General features: G+C 63.6%; 13 protein-coding genes. 7 read left to right on the top strand and 6 right to left on the bottom strand.

What is annotated here, in order from left to right:
* The first annotated feature begins 5 nt into the window (after positions 1-5).
* The 4 genes from LDO29_RS11410 to LDO29_RS11425 are packed head-to-tail and all read left to right on the top strand — an operon-like array spanning position 6 to position 9,758.
* Entirely contained in the window at positions 6-3,722 is a 3,717-nt protein-coding gene (locus LDO29_RS11410; RefSeq protein ID WP_224079890.1) for a phage resistance protein, read from the top strand.
* A complete protein-coding gene (pglZ, locus tag LDO29_RS11415) occupies positions 3,719-6,427 on the top strand; it encodes a BREX-2 system phosphatase PglZ (RefSeq protein WP_224079891.1) in 2,709 nt (902 codons plus the stop codon). The genes LDO29_RS11410 and pglZ overlap by 4 nt, the downstream gene beginning before the upstream one ends.
* Complete coding sequence (gene brxD, locus LDO29_RS11420) at positions 6,424-7,734, top strand: BREX system ATP-binding protein BrxD (RefSeq protein ID WP_224079892.1); 1,311 nt, start codon at positions 6,424-6,426, stop codon at positions 7,732-7,734. Before pglZ ends, brxD begins: the two co-directional genes overlap by 4 nt.
* On the top strand, positions 7,731-9,758 hold the full coding sequence (locus LDO29_RS11425) for a DEAD/DEAH box helicase (protein ID WP_224079893.1): 2,028 nt from the start codon (positions 7,731-7,733) through the stop codon (positions 9,756-9,758). Before brxD ends, LDO29_RS11425 begins: the two co-directional genes overlap by 4 nt.
* 378 nt (positions 9,759-10,136) lie before the next feature.
* Here the strand turns inward: LDO29_RS11425 and LDO29_RS11430 are convergent, their stop codons facing one another.
* From LDO29_RS11430 to LDO29_RS11445, 4 genes are all read right to left on the bottom strand, one after another.
* Positions 10,137-10,574 carry a hypothetical protein gene (locus LDO29_RS11430; protein ID WP_224079894.1) on the bottom strand — a complete coding sequence of 146 codons (438 nt, stop codon included), beginning with the start codon at positions 10,572-10,574 and terminating at the stop codon, positions 10,137-10,139.
* 838 nt (positions 10,575-11,412) lie between these two features.
* A complete protein-coding gene (locus LDO29_RS11435) occupies positions 11,413-11,673 on the bottom strand; it encodes a hypothetical protein (RefSeq protein WP_224079895.1) in 261 nt (86 codons plus the stop codon).
* Positions 11,674-11,742: 69 nt separating this feature from the next.
* The gene (locus tag LDO29_RS11440) at positions 11,743-12,255 is read right to left on the bottom strand and encodes a cupin domain-containing protein (RefSeq protein ID WP_224079896.1); all 513 of its coding nucleotides are present in this window, start codon (positions 12,253-12,255) and stop codon (positions 11,743-11,745) included.
* 32 nt (positions 12,256-12,287) lie between these two features.
* Positions 12,288-12,548, bottom strand: coding sequence for a hypothetical protein (locus LDO29_RS11445; protein ID WP_224079897.1), 261 nt, complete (start codon positions 12,546-12,548; stop codon positions 12,288-12,290).
* A 214-nt stretch (positions 12,549-12,762) separates the two neighbouring features.
* Here LDO29_RS11445 and LDO29_RS11450 point away from each other — a divergent pair, with 214 nt between their 5' ends.
* From LDO29_RS11450 to LDO29_RS11460, 3 genes are all read left to right on the top strand, one after another.
* A complete protein-coding gene (locus tag LDO29_RS11450; RefSeq protein ID WP_224079898.1) occupies positions 12,763-13,158 on the top strand; it encodes a hypothetical protein in 396 nt (131 codons plus the stop codon).
* 47 nt (positions 13,159-13,205) lie between these two features.
* Entirely contained in the window at positions 13,206-13,439 is a 234-nt protein-coding gene (locus LDO29_RS11455) for a hypothetical protein (protein ID WP_224079899.1), read from the top strand.
* A gap of 139 nt (positions 13,440-13,578) precedes the next feature.
* On the top strand, positions 13,579-13,899 hold the full coding sequence (locus tag LDO29_RS11460) for a hypothetical protein (protein WP_224079900.1): 321 nt from the start codon (positions 13,579-13,581) through the stop codon (positions 13,897-13,899).
* A 19-nt stretch (positions 13,900-13,918) separates the two neighbouring features.
* On the opposite strand, the gene LDO29_RS11465 is transcribed toward LDO29_RS11460, so the two are convergent.
* Together LDO29_RS11465 and LDO29_RS11470 are read right to left on the bottom strand one after the other, a co-directional pair.
* Entirely contained in the window at positions 13,919-18,760 is a 4,842-nt protein-coding gene (locus LDO29_RS11465; RefSeq protein ID WP_224079901.1) for an NAD-glutamate dehydrogenase, read from the bottom strand.
* 200 nt (positions 18,761-18,960) lie between these two features.
* Positions 18,961-19,488, bottom strand: coding sequence for a MarR family transcriptional regulator (locus tag LDO29_RS11470; protein WP_224079902.1), 528 nt, complete (start codon positions 19,486-19,488; stop codon positions 18,961-18,963).
* Between the last annotated feature and the right edge of the window lie 278 nt (positions 19,489-19,766).

Genomic DNA, 19,766 nt, shown 5'->3' on the forward strand with positions numbered 1-19,766 from the left:
TAACCATGACTCTGCTGAAAGACCTCATCGACATCCCCGAGCGGGTGCATCAGGGTGACTTCGTCCTACAACTTTCCAAGGGCGTGACCGAGCCCGAGCAAACGCTGCGGGACTACGTTGTCACGCCGCAGTTAGTGGACGCCTTTTCTAACGCGCTGGGGTTCATCCAGCAAGCCGTGCAATCCGGGGGCAGCAAGGCGGCATACCTCCACGGCAGTTTCGGTTCCGGCAAGAGCCATTTCATGGCCGTGCTGAACCTTCTGCTGGCCGGTAACACGCGTGCGCGCGCAACGCCTGAGTTGGCTGACGTGGTGGCCCGCCATGGCTGGACAGAGGGGCGGAAGTTCCTGCTGGTGCCGTATCACATGATCGGCGCACGGGACATGGAGTCGGCCATTCTCGGCCAGTACGCCGAGTTTGTTCGCAAGAAGCACCCAGATGCCCCAGTGCCAGGCTTCTATTTGGCGGAGGGACTGTTCAAGGATGCGCGCGAACTGCGCGAACGCATGGGAGACGAAGCATTCTTCGCCCAGCTCAACGAAGGTGCCAGCAACGGTGACGACGGAGGCTGGGGCACCTTCGAGAGCGGCTGGGATGCCATGTCCTTTGATGCGGCGATGCTGGAGGCGCCCAACGGTGAGGAGCGGTCGCGCCTCGTGGGCGACCTGATCACGCAGTTCTTCTCGGCCTATCGCAGCCTGGCGGGCAGCGGCGAATCTTTCGTGTCGCTCGACGATGGATTAAGCATCATGAGCCGGCATGCCCAGGCGCTGGGCTACGATGCCGTGATCCTGTTCCTGGACGAACTGGTGCTGTGGCTGGCCAGCCATGCCGCTGACGTCAACTTCGTCAGCCGTGAGGGCACGAAGCTGGTCAAGCTAGTGGAAGCAACCAACGCCGACCGGCCCGTCCCGCTGATTAGCTTCGTGGCCCGGCAGCGCGACCTGCGCGACCTCGTCGGCGAGAATCTGGCCGGCTCCGTACAAGTGCAGTTCAGCGACGTGCTCAAGCACTGGGAGGCACGCTTTCACCGCGTTACGCTGGAAGACCGCAACTTGCCGGCCATCGCCGAGAAGCGAGTGCTGCGCCCGGTGGACGAGGCCGCGCGGCAGGTCTTGCAGGGCACGTTCGACGATCTGCTGAAGATGCGCAAGGACGTGCTGGACACGTTGCTGACCACGACGGCGGACCGGGATATGTTCCGCAAGGTGTACCCGTTCTCGCCGGCCCTGGTCCAGACCTTGATTGCAGTGTCGGCTGCCCTGCAGCGGGAGCGCACCGCGCTCAAGCTGATGCTGCAGTTGCTGGTGGACCGGCGCGAGGATCTCGAGCTTGGCCAATTGATCCCCGTGGGCGATCTTTACGATGCCATCGCCGAGGGCGATGAGCCGTTCAGCGAAGGCATGCGCCTGCACTTCGAGAACGCGAAGCGTCTGTACAACCAGCGCTTGCTGCCGATGCTGGAGCGCCAGCACAACGTCACGTGGGAGGCCATCAAACTGGGGCAGGCCGACCCTGCGGCGGCCCGGAACCTGCGTAACGATGCCCGTCTGCTCAAGTCGCTGTTGCTCGGTGCGCTGGTGCCCGAGGTCGAGTCACTCAAGGCCCTGACTGCGCCACGGCTGGCGGCCCTGAATCATGGCACCTTCCGCTCGCCGATTCCCGGGCGCGAGGCGCAGGACGTGCTACGCAAGTGCCGTGACTGGGCCAGCGAGATCGGCGAGATCAAGATTACTGAGGACCAGAATCCGATTATCTCCATCCAGGTTACGGGTGTGGACATCGAGCCCATCCTCCGGGCGGCCGAGGCTAACGACAATCCGGGTAACCGCCGCAAACGGATTCGCGAGGCGCTGTTCAAGGAACTGGAGATCGAGGACACGGGCGATCTGTTCAACACCTATGCGTTCAACTGGCGCGGCACCCGGCGTGAGATCGAGATGCTGTTCGAGAACGTCCGCGAGATGACCGATGATCGCCTGCGTGGGCGTTCCGGTACATGGACTGTGGTGCTGGACTTCCCTTTTGACGATGCGCACTTCGGCCCGGCTGATGACCTGGCCCGGCTGACGGAATACCGTGGCGGCGACACCCGAACACTGGTTTGGATTCCTTCCTTCCTGAGCAACAAGGCACTCGCCGATCTGGGCCGGCTGGTGGTGCTGGACTTCATTCTCCAGGGGGAACGGTTCGACACGTATGCGGGCCACCTGTCGTTCGTGGATCGCGTACAGGCCAAGGCACTGGCCCGCAACCAGCTCGATCAGCTACGCATCAAGCTGCGCTCACAACTGGAGGTGGCCTATGGCATTAACACCGAGCCTCGCGATGCGGTCAGCAACCCGCTGACTGCGGATCAGCAATTCCGATCGCTCGATCCGACGTTGTCGCCGAGGCCACCTGTGGGAGCGGACTTCAAGGTAGCGTTCGAGAATCTGCTGGGCCAGTTGTTTGCACACCAGTATCCCGCCCACCCCGATTTCGACACCGAGATCAAGCCTGCCGTCATTCGCAAGATCTGGCCGGAGGTGCAAAAGGCCATCGAGGCCCCGGGACAGCGCGGGCTGGTGCAGGACGCCAGCATCCGCAAGCTGGTACGGGCGGTGGTTAATCCCTGCAAGCTGGGCCAGATGTCGGAGACCCACCTGCTGATCGAGCCGCATTGGCAATCGCGCTTCTCGCAATGCCATGCCCGTGACGGCGGTGGCCCGATAACCGTTGCCAGGCTGCGGCAGTGGATCGATACACCACAGCCCATGGGCTTGCCACTCGAACTGCAAAACCTGATCATCCTTGCGTTTGCCGCGTCCACCAACCGCCGGTTCACGATGCGGAACGGGCCGTATGAGCCGTCGGTAGACAGCTTGCCTGACGAACTGGAACTGCGCGAGCAATCATTGCCCGATCCTAGTCATTGGGAGATTGCGCTGCTGCGTGCGTCCAGCCTGTTTGGGCTAACCTTGGGTCAGACGCTCAATGCGGCCAACGTAGGCAAGCTGGTCGCAGAGATGAAGCAGAAGGCGGCCGAGAAGCGGGATGTGGTGACGCGGTTGGTGGTCAGTGTGCGAGATCGCGCTGGCCGCTACGCGGCCGGCGCGACGGGGGCTCGCCAGCAGACCGCCGAGTCTGCGCAGGCATTGTTGGCCGCTCTCGCCCAGGCCGCCGAGTCCGAAGTTGTCGCAACGCTAGCGACGGCGGATCTGCAAACCTCGGAGGCTGCGGTCGGGCGTACTTTGGGACAGGCGAAGGCATGTGCCGATGCACTGGATACGGGCAACTGGCAGCTCTTCGACGTGGTGCGGGAACTGGGCGATCACCGGGCTGATGCTGCGCAGATCATCGCGAAGCGCCTGGCCGAAGGCCTGACCAGCGATGAGCATGTGGTGGGCCTCAAAAGCAGGCTCGATGAGCTCCAGCGTGATGCCCTGCGGCTGCTGGCTGCGGCCGCAGCGGCGCCGGCGGCGGCTCCGGTTCCGGTTCCGGCTCCAGCGTCCGGCGGCGCACCAACGCCTGGCGGGCAGGCGCCTGCGCCGGCGCCCGTGGCGATGCCGGCTGTGCCTGGCAACCTCGCCCCGGAAGTCATCGCCGAGAAGCAGCAGTTGAACCTGATGGGCGATGCTGCAGTGGCGGCGCTGGAAGAATTGAAGGCGCGTGTCACTAGCGAGCGTGATCTGGAATTGACGCTCAGTTGGCGCCTCCAGCGCAAGGGCACCCGTCTATGAGCCTGTCGACGCCGCAGATAACGGCACAACTCGACCGGGTGCTGGCAAGTGACGTGACGGCACAGGCCGTTGCGATTCGCGCGGCCACCCGACAGGTATGGCCCGATGCCGTAACCCAACACGGGCGTCAGTTCCAACTGCGCTGGTGCGAGTCGTCGTTGGCCATCCGTGAGGCCCTGTGCGACATGGAGCAGCATGACCCCGCTGTTTCCGGCTTGGTGGTCCTCACGCCGTTGTCGACCCACGAGATCGCTGAGGACATCGCTGCGCGGCTAGCTCGGGCGCGCGTGTTCCAGCCGGAAGGTTGGGACATCGTTCGCCTAATGTTTGAGGCCAAGGAAACCGATGCTCGCTTAGGCAAGTATGCGTGGATGCCCCAGGCGTTGATCGATGGCGCATCGCAGGGGCCCTACCAACCCGTTGCCAACGGGTTCCTGGATCTGGAGACGGCCTGGCGGGAAGTCCTCACGCGGTTCCTCGGCATCGAGGCCGCGCGGCCCGACGCGGTGGCGCTGTTGCGGTGGTCGATAACGCCGGACGCCGCCGCGCGCCTGGGCCCGCTGCCCGCCGCAATGAGGTCGGACATTCTGGCCTGGCTGGCAGAAACCGCTGGTATGGCGGGAGCCATGGTGCTCGGTTGCGTCGAGGTCGGCCGTACCAGCGACGCATTGCCGTTGGGGTTGGTCAGCGGCGTGGTCTTTGCCGCCGATGGCGAGGGGCAGGCTGCACTGGGACAAGCCGCGATCCGCCTGGAGCGGTTCGTCAACGACAAGCATGTTGGCGTGACGGAGGGCCGCGCATGGGCAGCGGCGGCAGGGCAGGTTGTGCGAAGCCAGGGTCTTGAGACGTGCCGCCCAATGCTTGAGCGCGCGGACGGCTTGTTGCGTGATCTTCGCGTCCCGGAGTTCGCGCAACTGAGCGACGTGCTGCCGTCGGCGCTGGATCAACGCCTGAGGGCCTTTGCGCGGGCTTTGAGCGCGCACTCGGTCGAGCCGAGCGAGGTCAATCTCCGGCAGGTCGAAGCCCACGCCGACCGGGCACTCGGGCATGCGCTGCTGAACGACCAGAAGGCACGCATGGAGCGCGTCGAGATGGCACGTCGTTTGGCGCGCTGGCTGCTCGGCCCAATGCGCTCCGGTGCTTTACTGTCAGATTCGGTCGAATGGCAGGCTGATGAGGGCGCCTATGTCGACTGGGCCAGGTTCAGGCTTCTCGGCGGCGATGAACTGACTGAACTGTCCGAGGCCTATATTGAATGCCGCAAGGCGGTCATCGCCCGACGCAATGCATTTGCCAGACCATTTGCCAATGCCCTCGTTCAATGGAACGCAAATACTCCGGAGGACACCGGGCGCATCGTGCCCCTCGAGCGCGTTCTGGACAAGGTGTTGAGCCCTATTGTGGCAGCCCAGCCGACGCTATTGCTGGTGATGGACGGCCTGAGTAACAGTATCTTCCGCGAACTGTTCTCGCGCGTGGCCGGACAGGGGTGGCAGGAGTTGGTCCCCGAGGCATTGGGTAAGCCATTTGTCGGTGTCGCAGCGATTCCCACCATTACGGAAGTGAGTCGTGCCACTCTGCTGTGCGGCCGCCTGACGGTTGGCACGCAGGTGCAGGAAAGGCAGGGCTTCGCTGCCCATGCAGGCTTGCTCGCGCACAGCCGTGCCGAGCGTCCACCCAGGGTCTTTCACAAGGGAGATCTTTCCGATGCCGGCAGTCTGGCGCCAGAGGTTCGGGCAGCTCTCGCGAATCAGCACCAGCGCGTGGTGGCCGTGGTCTACAACGCGGTCGACGACCACCTCAGCGGTCCTGACCAGCTTAACCAGCGATGGGCGCTGGAAGACCTGCGGCTTCTGCTGCCTTTGTTGCGGGAGGCGCGGGAAGCCAGGCGCGCAGTGGTGATCACGGCGGATCACGGTCACTTGCTGGAAGATGGGACGACGCAAGTGCCTGGCGGCGAGAGTGACCGTTGGCGTTTGAGTAAGACAGCCGAGTCGCCCCAGGAAGTGGCGATCAGCGGGGGGCGTGTGGTGACCAGTGACGGTACCAACGCCGTGGCCTGCCTGTGGGGAGAGAGCAGTCGCTACGCAGGGCGCAAGAACGGTTACCACGGCGGACTTTCACCCCAGGAAATCACCGTGCCACTGAGCGTCTTCGTCCCGTTGGGGGCGAGCCTTTCGGGGTGGATACCCGCTCCCCCGAACCAGCCGGAGTGGTGGGAGCTGCCGCCGATTCTACCCACGCAAAAGCCGGCATCCGTGGTGCCGCCCCAACCGAGGCCTGCCCGCAAGAAGCCAGTGCAGACAGAAGCTCAGCCCGGGCTTTTTGCGCCGGTCGATTTGCCGCCTCTAACGCCCGAACCAAGGGAAGTGGACGCCAATGACTGGATCGGTGGGCTGCTGTCCAGCCCGATTTATGCGTCCCAGCGGCAACTGGCCGCGCGGGTGGCATTGCCGGACGAGAAGATGCGACTGCTGCTTCAAGCGCTTGCCGCACGGGGAGGAAAGCTATCGCGATCGGCACTGGCAAATCGCCTGGCGCTTGCGGAGGTGCGCATCGGCGGGCTGCTGAGTGCGGTTCGTCGCGTGCTGAACGTGGACCAGGCGGCGGTACTTACCGTCGATGAGACGGCTGGCTCGGTCGATCTCAATATTGCGTTGCTGCAGCAGCAGTTCAAGTTGCCCCGTCAGGGAGAGAGCCGATGATCAGTGCGGCACGCAGGGAGGATATCGTTGGCGCGCTGCGGCGCGGCACGGTACCAAACAATGGTCTGGATGTACTTGCCGTAGGCATCGACACGTTTGAGCCCACACTGACCGCGGAGCTCGATATCGTGGCCTCAGGCCGCGGCGGATTCAAGGCGGTACGCGGTGAATATGGCACCGGCAAGACGTTCTTCGGCCGCTGGCTGCAAGAGCGCGCTCGCACCCGCGGTTTCGCAGCGACCGAAGTTCAGATCAACGAAACCGAGACACCGCTTCATCGGCTGGAGACCGTCTACCGGCGCCTGGTGGAACACCTAGGTACGGCGGACATGGCCAGCGGCGCTTTCCGAGGTGTGATCGACGGATGGTTCTATGCTCTGGAGCAGGATGTCCTGGCTGATCCGGCGGTGAATTCCGACGATGCCCAGGGCTTGCTACAGCGCACGGATGCGCTGATGGAAGCGCGGCTTAGCGCCGTCAGCAAGACGGCTCCCGCCTTCTCGGCAGTGCTGCGCACCTATCGGCAGGCACTCACCGACAACGATGCCATGCTGGCGGACGGCCTGATCAGTTGGCTGGCCGGCCAGCCGAACGTGGCGGCCAGCGTGAAGCGCGCTGCAGGCATCAAAGGCGATCTGGATCATTTTGGTGCCAGCAACTTCCTGGTGGGCTTGCTGACCATTCTGCGAGACAGCGGCTACGCTGGCCTCGTGATGGTGCTCGATGAGGTGGAAACGCTCCAGCGCATGCGTACCGATACTCGCGAGAAAGGCCTCAATGCCTTGCGGCAATGGATTGACGAGATCGATGCGGGCCGGTACCCGGGTCTTTATCTCGTCATCACCGGCACGCCCGCGTTTTTCGATGGTCCCCAAGGTGTCCAGCGCCTCGCCCCGCTGGCGCAACGGCTGCACGTGGACTTTGGTACAGATCGCAGATTTGACAACCCAAGGGCGGTGCAAATCCGATTGGCGCCTTTCGATCATGGCTCTTTGCTAGCAGTGGGGCGCCGCGTGCGTGACATCTATGCGGATGGCCGCGAGAACGAGCAGCGCCTTCGGACTGTGGTCGATGACAGTTACGTGGACGTTTTGGCGCGGGCTGTGGCGGGAGGCCTCGGGGGGAAGGTTGGCGTTGCGCCGCGCCTGTTCCTGAAGAAGCTCGTTGCTGATGTTCTTGATCGCGTGGACCTGCACAAGGACTTCGACCCACGCCAGCACTACTCGCTGACCTTGGCGGAATCCGAAATGTCTGCCATCGAGCGGGCTGCGGCGAGCGCGAATTCCGTGGACGACATCGAGCTGTGAGCGAGTTCGAACAATTGCATCCGTCCCTCCAGTACCACGTGGTCAACACGTTGGGCTGGAGCACTCTGCGCCCCACGCAGTTGGCTGCAATTCCCGCAATTCACGCCGGCTCGCATTGCCTGCTGTTGGCACCGACGGCAGGCGGCAAGACCGAAGCGGCTGCCATTCCCATCCTGTCGCGCATGCTGAAGGAGTCCTGGTCCGCGACGAGTGTCTTGTACATCTGCCCCATCAAGGCGCTGCTGAACAATCTTGAGCATCGGCTGAGCCACTATGCGGGACTGGTCGGTCGCACGGTGGAGGTCTGGCATGGCGACATTTCGCAGTCGCGCAAGAGTAAGGCGCTAAAAGAGGCGCCTGACATCCTGCTGACGACTCCGGAGTCTCTCGAGGCGATGCTAATTTCCATCCGGGTGGACCGTCCCAGGTGGTTTGGTAACCTGCGCGCGGTCATCGTCGATGAGTTGCACGCCTTCGCCGCGGACGACCGTGGCTGGCACATGCGCTCGGTCCTGCAAAGGCTGGATCAATACCTCGAGCGACCGCTCCAACGAATCGGCCTGTCAGCGACTGTGAGCAATCCGGCGGAGTTGCTGGATTGGTTCGCGCCTGTTGGCGAACGGTGTGTGGTCGGCAGTGCCTCGGTGAGCACCGACGCCGATGTGACGATCGACTATGTCGGCAACCTCGAGAATGCCTCGACCGTTATCTCGCGCCTCCACCGCGGCGAAAAGCGCCTTGTGTTCTGCGACTCGCGCAGCAGCGCGGAGCAACTGAGCAGCATGCTGCGATCGAAGCAGGTGAGAACCTTTGTCAGCCATGCATCGCTCAGCGCATCGGAGCGCAGGCAGGCGGAAGCGGCGTTCGGCGAAGAGAAGGACTGCGTGATCGTGGCGACGTCGACACTGGAACTGGGCATTGACGTCGGTGACCTGGATCGCGTGATTCAGATTGACTCCCCATCGACCGTTTCATCGTTCCTGCAACGGATGGGGCGTACCGGCCGGCGGACGGGCAGCCGGCGCAACTGCCTGTTCCTCACCACGAACCGGGATGCCTTCCTGTTGGCGCTAGGTGTTACCCATCGCTGGTCTCAAGCCTGGGTGGAAGCCGCGCGGCCGCCCGAAGAGCCGTGGCCCATCGCTGCACAGCAGATTATCGCGGCTACGCTGGAACGCGGCGAGTGGCCCCTGAATGAAGCGATCGCACTGCTGACACGCTGCTTTCCAGAACTCCCGCGGGACGGGCTTGCGTCGTTGATCGAGTACATGATCCAGCAGGGCTATCTGGATGGTGCGGACGGTCTGGTCCGCCTCGGCTTGCGAACAGAGCACGAGTTTGGCCGTGGCCACTATCGAGATCTGCTGGCCTCATTCAGCGGTGCTCAACTTCTGACCGGGCGGCATGGCAGTGCGGAGATCGGCTACATCGACCCGACGGTACTGACGGGTGAGGATCGTCAGCGTCTGCTCCTGCTTGCCGGTCGCAGTTGGCTCGTCAAGGAGATCGAGTGGCCCAAACGCACGGTCTGGCTAGAGCCTGCAAAAGAGGGCGGCAAGGCGCGATGGATGGGTGGTGCGCGCAGCTTGAGTCGCTCGGTGTGTCAAGGTATCCGTGCTGCACTGTTCGACGGAACATCGCCTGCCGTTCACTTATCTCAGCGGGCGCGGCTTGAGTTCTCGGCCTTGGCCGAAGAGCTGGCTATCTCGGCAGGTGCCAGTTTCATGTCAAAGGTTGATGGGGGGCAAGTGCGTACCTGGACGTTTGCGGGTACGAAGGAAAACCGCACCTATGCCCGCACGGCTGCCAATGGCGGCGCACGCGTCAAGTTTGATGCCTTGAGTGTTCAGGCATCCGCAGCAGCTTTGGACACTGCGCTTCGCGGCGGCACGATCTCGGACCTGACAATCGAGGAGCAAAAAGCCTTTGCCGAAGGAATCAAGTTCGCGTCCGTTGTCACACCACAATTGCTTTGCCGGACGATATTTGCACGAAATTTCGCGCAAGTCCCTGCGTCTGGGTGAACCATCGACTTTTTTCATGGACTCTGCTGAGCCCAACCGGGGTGCCGAGAGGTGGCCTGTGCCGGTCCGTCGCCGATTCGTCGTTGGTCCGTCAACGCACTCGGTATCGCCCCCGCTCGATTCGGTCGAAAATTCTGCCTTCGGTTCCAGCACAACTGCACGGACATTGATTCCCTTCCGCGTGATCGTTCGGGAGGACGCTTCCAACTGAGAACTCCGGAAATTGTGCGAGGACGATCCGCCGAATCTCCGAGGTTGTTAATTCCCGCCCCTGGTAGTCGCGCATCGCCGCTGCGAGCATTCCATGGTTGCTGAGCTTCATGGCAGTTCTTCTGAAAGGCTCGCTCACCCGATCCGAAGTGCTTGCGGACCGAGCGCTTAACGAGAATTGCGCCGCATTAGGGATATGTATCGCGAATCGGCACGCCGGATGAAGTAGGTCGCGTGAGGGAAAACGTGACCGGCGTGTTGCGTTGGGAAGTAAATCCACCATTCGTCATCCCGTGCCACCAATTCATACAACTGCATTCCTAGGACTTGGGACGGCCTGGAAGCAAATCGCTCATTGAACTGGCGATGAAAATTGTGCGTTGATCCGAACGCGGTCAAGATTCTTGAGACGGCTTGCTGGGCGTCCAGGTAAGGGCTGACCATGACTCGAGCGCGGTCGATCTCTGCCCGAAGTGCATTCTCCGAGCGCGCATGCAAATCCGGGGCGTCGCTAGCAAAGGAGAAATACTCGCTCCAGTAAGGCTTGAGGATTGCTCGATCCAGATCAGGGCCGACTTCTGACCGGCATTCGATGTCGGTGATCATGTTCGCTCCATTTGCTAGAACTGCCGGCAGTCGCGCAGCGAGGCATCCATCGCCTCGCTAGAAAGGACTGCGGTATGGCAATAGAGGGATTTGACAGGTCCTCTCGAAAGATTTCTGTGCCCTAGAGCACCATTTTTGCATATTGGGGTCCGCTTCCCTAGCGCAAGGGTGGGGTGGCGAGCGTGCTGGAAACGCCTATGAAAACGCTCGTTCCGACCGCATCGGAATCGTGTCAACTAAGCAAACCGAAGCCATTGAAGCTGGCGCGGACGGCTCTAAAGTCGAGAAGACATCCCGTGTAAGACGTGATTGGTATGTAAAGGTGTCCATGTCGATGGGGCTAGCTACAGGTTTCGATTTACGAGGGATTGATTAGCGACGGGAGTGAACGTAGAGACTCGCCTCAATATGTCAGTGGGGTAGATTACTTTGGCCCATGGGTTTGACGGCCGGTCTTGTAGTGCCGCATACATCACATATAAGTCTGGCCACCAGGCTGACGGTTCATGAGGTCAACGGAGCGAAAAGCTTCTAATAAATAGGCGCTCGCTTCCTTGCAACCCGCACCACTACGTGCCTAGATCTTAAGCATTTTATTAGAAGCCATTCCCGGAAACCCGCGCCAGCATTGGCTTTCCGGGTGATTGCCGACCTGCATGGGGTGCAGGTGGTCGGAGGTTCAAATCCTCTCGCCCCGACCAAACAAGAAACCCGCGTAACTGGCAACGGTTACGCGGGTTTTGTCATTTTCGTGCACCGCGCAGAGATGCACGGTTGTGCTGGAAGCCTTTGAACGGCTAGCGGCTGTTGCGGTCCTTGTGCACGTGCTGCAGTCGCTTCAATCGGCAAGCGGAAATCCGAACGTGTCAGCAGCAAGGTCACGCTCAAAGGAAGCAATCCATGCCGCTCCATCAGCTGTCGCATATCGCTCGAACTCGCTTCCGACAACGCGTCCGACGCTGATGGTCCGTTGTGCATTAACCCCGCCATTTTCCACGTTCACTTCGAAGTCTTCCGCAACAAATCCATGTCGCGCGCAGGCGGCTTCGAAGGCGTCCCGTTCTTCGGCGGGCAGTTCGTGGTAGCGCTTCATGACCATGGGCGTCTCCCGGGCTCTTTCAGGCATCGTAGCACGCAGGCGCGGGTTTTCAGTCAGCCCCGCGAGCGTTCATGCGTTGCGGCGCGAGAGACGATGGACCAGTTCGGCATGGTCGGGAAAGCTTGCGGCCAGCCTGGAAGCATCCGCCAGTTCGAATTCGCTGAACTCGAACCCTGGCGCAACAGTGCAGCCGAGCAGGGAAAAATCATCACGCGCCGATGCCACGCGTTCGGCGGCGAACCAGTGGTTGGCGGGCACCATGGCCTGGAACACGGCGCCGGGATGTTCGAGCGGATTGCCGAGGCGATGGGTGACAAGCTGGCCGTTGCCCGTCAGTACATGCACATCCAGCGGCGCGCCGGCGTGGAAGTGCCATAGTTCGTCCGAGCGGATGCGATGCCAGGCAGAGAAGTCATTGCCGCGCAGCAAGTAGTAGATGGCGGTTGACGCGGCGCGCTGCCGGTCATCGCTACACCGGATGGCCTCCGTGCTTCGGTAGGTTTCGCGAAAATAGCCGCCTTCAGGATGGGGTTGCAGGCCTAGTGCGTGGATCAGTCGGTCGGCGGTGGTGTCGGCTTGCATGTTGTCGGCGCAGCGGGCGCGGGAGGGAACGTTCAGAGCAGGGCGAACTGTGCGCGGTCGGGGCCGATGAAGGCTGGTCGGCCGACCGGGTATCGGTAGTGGTTGCCGCTTGCATCGAACGACAGGAAATCCGGCGTCCAGCGCAGGCCTTGAAGGTGTCGCAGTTCGACGCCCTGCACGACGATGGCGCCGTTTCCGACGCTGACCTGCGCGCAGGGCAGGCGCATGAACTCGGCATCGTCACCGAAATAGTGCGCTTCCAGCAAGATGGAATCCGATTGATAGAGCGGCATGGCAGCGCCTCTTCGAATACTGTATGGATGTCCAGTATAAATGCCGTGCTGGCCTGCGTCATCTCCCTCGCCGATGATGGGTCCGGTGTGACAGACCCTGTCGTTGCGGCAACCGTGGCGGCGGCTGCGACTGCATTTCCGCCTTTGGTATAACCTGAACCAGATGCCGGCAGGAATGCCGCTCCACGTCGCTCTATGTACCGAGGGGGCTGCCATGGCGCATTGTCAAAGCAGGGCGTGCTGGTTTGGGCTGGGCTTGCTGTCCGGCGCTGTGGCGGCATGCCTGTATGCGTGGCTGGCGCAGGGTGTGCGCCGGGATGCGGGGACGTGTGCGGCTGCGGCCGGCCGGGCTGACCGGGAGTACGCGCTGGACACTGACCCACTAGCTGAAGCTGAAGCGGCGACGGACATCATCGAATATCGTGGCTTCGTGATTCATGTGTTCTGCCGTGCGTTGGGAGGCGGGCGCTTCAGGGCAGTGTGCGATATCTGGGATTCCGGGGCTGTCGCGCTGGAAGGCGGGTCGCCGCCGTCCACTTATCCCACGCCGGAGGAAGCGCGCGTGGCTACCATCGCCTGGGCACGCCAGTGGGTGCAGCACAATGGCTGAGACGTTGCATGCTGCCGGCGTGGGCGTGGCGATAACGGGAGATTCCGATGCATGCCTGTGATCTTTGCCATCAGCTTGTGGGCGAGCCTTCCACCGTGCCGCCTCACGAGAACCTGGCAGCCTCCGGCATCGGCGCCAGGAGCAACCGCTGCAAGGTGGACAGCCGCTGGCGCTGCACCGGCTGCGGCGCGTGGATGTACCAGAGCACGGCGCTGGGGGAGCCGCCCAATATGTGGCGCATGGGACGGCCGCCGGCCGATCTGACGGAAAGCTGCGGCTGAGTCCGGCCGGGGCGGCATGCCTGCCGGTTGCGCTGGCGGTGGCATTGCAGGCGATGAATGGATTGAACCCCTCGCATGTAGGGTCATTGCGGCGTCACTTTGCGCTCAAGTCACCACGCCACAGGCCGTTAGACAGGGCATGGAAATTCCCGACCTCCCTACCAAGTCAGCCGCCAACGCCGAACGGATCGGCTGGGCAGGGGCGTCGCCCCAGGTGATTGCCATGGTGCTGAATTCCGCGCTGGCCTCCCAGGACCTCTCCGGCTTTGCGGCGCTGCTTTCGGATATCGCCCGGGACCGGGGCCTGAAGGGCCAGCGTGCATCGCACCAGTCGATCTACGACATGCCCTACGCCAGCCTGCTGCCGCGGCAGAAGCACTTGCTCTCGGATGCATTCGAGCTGATGGTGCTGCTCGGGCTCGAGTTCCGCCCCCGCGAGCCTGACGCGGAAGCGGACTGAGCGAGCGGGCCCGCGGGCTTCAGCTGCGTTCCAGCATGCCGATCTCGCGGATGGCCACCGACAGCATCGACAGCCCCGTGGCGCCCGATGCACGCTGATCGGTCAGCATGCGGGTGAAGCGCTCCAGCGCGGTTTGCCGGCTGCTACGCCAGGCATCGATCAGCGGCTCGGCCCGATCGTAGTCGCCGGACTGCGCCAGCACGCTGGTCATCAGGGCGCGCTTCAGGCGGCCAAGATCATCGAGCGTGGTGGTACGGGCCAGCAGGTCCCAATGCGTATCGGAGGGCAGGGCCTGCGCGCGCTCCCGCAGCCAGTTGAAGCTGAGCTGGGTGTCGAGCGCGAAGTAGACGGCTGCCACCAGTTCCAGCGGACGATTGCAGGAAGCGGCCACTTCGGCGATGTCGAGCGCGGCTGCGGCGATGTCGCTGCTGGCCACCTTCTGGGCCAGCGCTGGCTCTGCGCCGGCATCGGTCAGCACCCGCGTACGCTCGGCCAGCGCCGCTGCATCAGCCTGCGGCAGCAGGGCCGGCAGCTGCGGCGTGAGCCATTGGGCCGCCTGCGTGAAGCGCGCCATGCCGGCTTCGGCACTGCCGCCGGTGCGCAGGTAGCGGATGAACCAGAGGCAGGCCCGCTCGAGCAACTGGCCGACAGCGCTGAACATCCGCGCCTGCTCCGCATCGGCCACGCGGTTGTCCAGTGCATCGATGTCCTGCCACAGGGTAGTCAGCCCGAACACGTCGCGCGCGATCAGGCAGGCACGCACGATATCGGCCGGCCGGGCATCCGTTTCCTCCATCATGCGATGCACGAACGTCGCGCCGATCCGGTTGACGAGCAGGTTGGTCAGGTGTGTGGCCAGGATCTCGCGGCGCAGCGGGTGGCGCTGCATGGCATCGCCGTAGCGCTGGCGCAGCGGCACCGGGAAGTAGTCGACCAGCAGCCCTGCCACCAGCGCGTCTTCAGGCACGTCGGACGCGAGCAGTTCATCGTAGAGCCACATCTTGCTGTAGGCCAGCAGCACCGCGCGCTCCGGCGAAGTCAGCCCGTCGCCTGCAGCCTTGCGCTCGGCAATCTCTTCATCGCCCGGCAGGAATTCCAGCGCGCGGTTGAGGCGGCCGGCACGTTCCAGCCAGCGGATCTGGCGTGCCTCGCCATCGAGCAGCGCGGCGCTGCTGCGGCCAGCCACCGACAAGGCCTGTGTCTGGAAGTAATTGTCCTGCAGCACCAGCAGTCCGACTTCATCGGTCATCTCGGCCAGCAGCTTGTTGCGTTGCTTCTCCGTCATCTCGCCTTCGGCCATGACCTGCCCGAGCAGGATCTTGATGTTGACTTCATGGTCCGAGCAGTCCACGCCGGCCGAGTTGTCGATGGCGTCGGTATTGATGCGTCCGCCACGGCGCGCGAACTCGATCCGGCCAAGCTGCGTGAAACCGAGGTTGCCGCCTTCGCCCACGACCTTGCAGCGCAGTTCGGCGCCATTGACGCGCACGGCGTCGTTGGTGCGGTCGCCGGCCTGCTGGTGGGTTTCCTGGCTGGACTTGACGTAGGTGCCGATGCCGCCGTTGTACAGCAGGTCCACGGGCGCCATCAGGATCGCGTGGATCAGCTCGGCCGGCGACAGTGTGCTTGCCGTGATGCCGAGCACCGCCTGCACCTGTGGCGACAGCGCGATGGTCTTGGCCGTGCGCGGGAACACGCCGCCGCCCGCCGAGATCAGCTTGGTGTCGTAGTCGGCCCAGCTCGATCGCGGCAGCGCGAACATGCGCGTGCGTTCCTGCAGGCTGGACGTCGGGTCCGGATTGGGATCGAGGAAGATATGGCGATGGTCGAACGCCGCCACCAGCCGGATATGCGGCGACAGCAGCATGCCGTTGCCGAACACGTCGCCCGACATGTCGCCGACCCCGGCCACGGTGAAGTCGGTGGTCTGCGTGTCGATGCCCATTTCGCGGAAATGCCGCTTGACTGATTCCCACGCGCCGCGCGCGGTGATGCCCATCTTCTTGTGGTCATAGCCGACCGATCCGCCCGACGCGAAGGCATCGCTTAGCCAGAAGCCATATTCGGCGGAAATCGCGTTGGCAAAATCGGAGAAGGTAGCCGTGCCCTTGTCGGCGGCGACGACCAGGTACGGGTCGTTGTCGTCGTGGCGAACCACGTCGGGCGGCGGCACGAGCGAGCCGGCCACCAGGTTGTCGGTCAGGTCGAGCAGGCCGCGCAGGAACGTCTGGTAGCAGGAAATGCCTTCCTGCAGGAAGGCATCGCGGTCCGCCGGCGGCGGTGGACGCTTGACGACGAAGCCGCCCTTGGAGCCGACCGGCACGATCACGGTGTTCTTCACCATCTGCGCCTTCATCAGGCCCAGCACCTCTGTGCGGAAATCTTCACGCCGGTCCGACCAGCGCAGGCCGCCGCGGGCCACGCGGCCGCCGCGCAGGTGGACGCCTTCCACGCGTGGGGAGTAGACCCAGATCTCGAACATCGGGCGCGGTTCGGGCAGGCCGGGAACCTGTGACGGATTGAACTTGAACGAGACGTAGGGGCGCGGCTGCCCATTGGTGTCGCGGTGGAAGTAGTTCGTGCGCACGGTCGCGCTGACCACGCCGAGGAACAGGCGCAGGATGCGGTCCTCGTCGAGGTTCGGGACCTGGTCCAGCGCGGCCTCGATGTCGGCCAGCAATTGCTGGCAGCGCGCGTCACGCGTGGTGGTCAAAGCCGGGTCGAAGCGCGCGATGAACAGCGCCACCAGCTTGGCCGCGATGGCGGGATTGCCGGTCAGCGCGCGTTCGATGTACGCATCGCTGAAGGTCGAGCCGACCTGGCGCAGGTACTTCGCGTACGCGCGCAGGATGGTCACGTCGCGCGCGGCCAGCTCGGCACGCAATACCAGGCGGTTGAGGTCGTCGTTCTCGATCTCGCCGTTCCATGCGCGTGCGAAGGCATCTTCGAACAGCGCCTTGATGCGCTCGATATCGACATCGGCGCCGCTCGTGCTGTCTGCGATCTCCAGCCCGAAGTCATGGATCCAGACCGGCGCGCCGCTGTCGGGCTCGATCAGGTAGGGCCGTTCCTCGTCCACGCGCACGCCAAGGTGCTCGAGCATCGGCAGGCTGAGCGACAGCGCGATCGGCTCGCCGGCACGGTAGACCTTGAAGCGGAAAGCGCCGGGTACCGCCTCGATCGGACGGTACAGGTTCATGGCGATGCCGTTGCGCTGCAGGGCCTGCTCCATCAGTTCGATGTCGCGCACGGCGCTGCGGGCCGGATAGTCCTCGCGATAGCCAGCTGGGAAGGAGCCGCCGTACTGGCGCAGCAGGCGGTTGCCTTGCTCCTCGCCACGGCTTTCGTGCAGTGCGCCGGCCAGGTCATCCTGCCAGCGGCGGCTGGCCTGGACGATGCGCGCTTCCAGTTCCTGCGTGTCGACCAGCGGCATGCTGCCGGGCTCGCCGCGCACGGTGAGCTGGATGCGGGCCAATGGGGATTCCGACAGCAATGGCGTGAACTCGCAGGCGTTGCCGTGGAAAGCGCCCATGAGGATTTTCTGGATCTTCTGGCGCAGGTCGGTGTTGTACTTGTCGCGCGGGACGAACACCAGGCAGGACACGAAGCGGTCGAAGCGGTCGCGGCGCACGAACAGGCGCGTGCGCTGGTGTTCCTGCAGGCGCAGGATGCCGATAGCGATGTCGAACAGTTCGTCTTCGTCGATCTGGAACAACTCATCGCGCGGATACTGCTCCAGGATGGTCGCCAGCGATTTGTACAGGTGGCCCTTGGTCAGGAAGCCTGCGCGCGCCAGGATATTCGCGCACTTGCGCCGCACCTGCGGAATTTCCGCGATCGGCGAGGTGTACGCGGTGGATGTGTACAGCCCGACAAAGCGCCGTTCGCCGAACAGCTTGCCGTCGGCATCGAGCAGCTTCACGCCGATATAGTCCAGGTAACCTGGCCGATGCACGGTGGCGCGCGAATTGGCCTTGGTCAGGAAGATCGGCGAACTGCCCTGGATGATTGACGTGGCGGCGGCCGGCAGCGGTGTCACGTCACCGGCTTCGGGCTGGCGCAGGCTTTCGCGCAGGATGCCGCAGCCGGTGTCCGGTATGCCGCGCAGGAAATAGCGCTGGTCCTGCGAGATGAGCTGGTAGTCGCGCTGGCCGAGGAACGTGAAGTGGTTGTCGAGCATCCATTGCAGGACGGCCCGCCCTTCGGTGCTGTCGGCGCTGTTGGCGTCGGGGGCCTGCGCCATGTTGCCGATGGTGGCCTCCGTGATGTCGCGCATGCGCTGCCAGTCTTCGACGGCGGCGCGTACATCGCCGAGCACCCGCGCAATGCCGCTGCGCAGTGCTTCCAGCCGTGCCGGCTCGCCGGTGCGGTCGACCTCGAAATGGATGAAGGATTCCAGGTGCGATTCGGCGTCGCCGCCGGCGCCGCCGAGTTCGATTTTCTCGATCCCGCCCTTGGCGCCGCGCCATACGCGGAACACCGGGTGGATCGCCGAGTGCAGCGCCAGCCCCAGCCGGTTGATCTCCATGGTCACGGAGTCGACCAGGAAGGGCATGTCGTTGTTGACGATCTCGACCACGGTGTGGTCCGAGTGCCAGCCATGCTCTTCCAGGCTGGGGTTGTACACGCGGATGCGCGCGGCGCCCGATACGAACTTCTGCGCGGTCTGCCAATGCGCCATCACGGCGCCATACATGTCGGCAACTTCCCGATGGATCAGGTCATCGGAATCGGTCTGGTCGTAGTAATGCCGCAGAATCGGTTCGAGCAGATCGAATCCCGCTGCTGGCAGTCGCTCCCGCGCGAATGCCAGCATTTCTTCCAGCAGGTGTGCGACTTTTTCTTCGTTCTCCTGCGGCATGTTGCCTCCTTGCGGTATCAGCGCGGGCGGCCCATGCCGCGCGTCTTCAACGCAGGCGGTGCATGTGCCGGTGCATGCTCATACTTTAGGAAAAAACAGCGCGGTGTGAGGGGAAAGTCAGGGGGAAAGTCGTCGCGGGCGCGAGCCCGTTTGCCGCCGTGGCCCGGCTGGCACCGGGCAGCGCCTTCCGGGGCCCCGGATCAGGCGCACAAGGGTTGGGTAGCGCCGGTGCCGGCAGGGGCCGCGTGGCTCGCACCAGCAGGCACAGCGACCGGCTCCGTTGCCGGGCGGCGGCTGCGGCGAGCAGTGTGATCGCTCAGTGTCAGCTTCATGCGCTGCAGCAGCGTGCCCAGCGCCACGCGCTCCTGGGTATTGAACGGCGATACCGAGACCGAGTGCAGGGCTTTCACCGCCTGCCATACGCGCTCGACACGGTCCTTGGCCCCGGCGCTGATCTGCGGGGCGGTGGTGTCGGAATATTCGACCCAGCCATCGTGCTGCAACTCGCTCAGCAGGCGTTCGGTACACGCGGCATCGATCAGCATGGCCCCCACAAGCGGCTCATGACGCACGAACGCCTTCTGTCGGATGGCACGTAGCAAGAGCCACTTGGCATAGTTGAGGCCGGAGGCCGAAAGGGTTTGTTCCAAAGCACCCTGCCAGGCGGTGACGGCATCCACCAGGGCAAGGACAACCGGCTCGTTGGGTTCGAGTGGTTTGGTTTGCATGAATTGGCGTCTCCTCGGTCTGTTGCCGACATTGCAACGCTCTTGGGCCGGAGCTTGGCCGGCCCGGGCGGCACAGGCGCCGCGCCTCGAAATCAGGGTCAAATCGGGGCGGTCTTTCCTGATGCGGCAGACACTACCAGAAGCGAACGCTTTTTGTATGTTTCCTAGGGTTTCCCCCTGCCGTGCCCGGCCTGACGGGTGCTTCCGCCGGGAATGGAGGCGGCATGGCCGTCACTGCACGTCAGTCCGGCTTCTATGAAAAAACCGACTGATTTCCA

The organism is Cupriavidus laharis, from assembly GCF_914271435.1.
In the GTDB taxonomy this organism is placed as follows: domain Bacteria; phylum Pseudomonadota; class Gammaproteobacteria; order Burkholderiales; family Burkholderiaceae; genus Cupriavidus; species Cupriavidus laharis.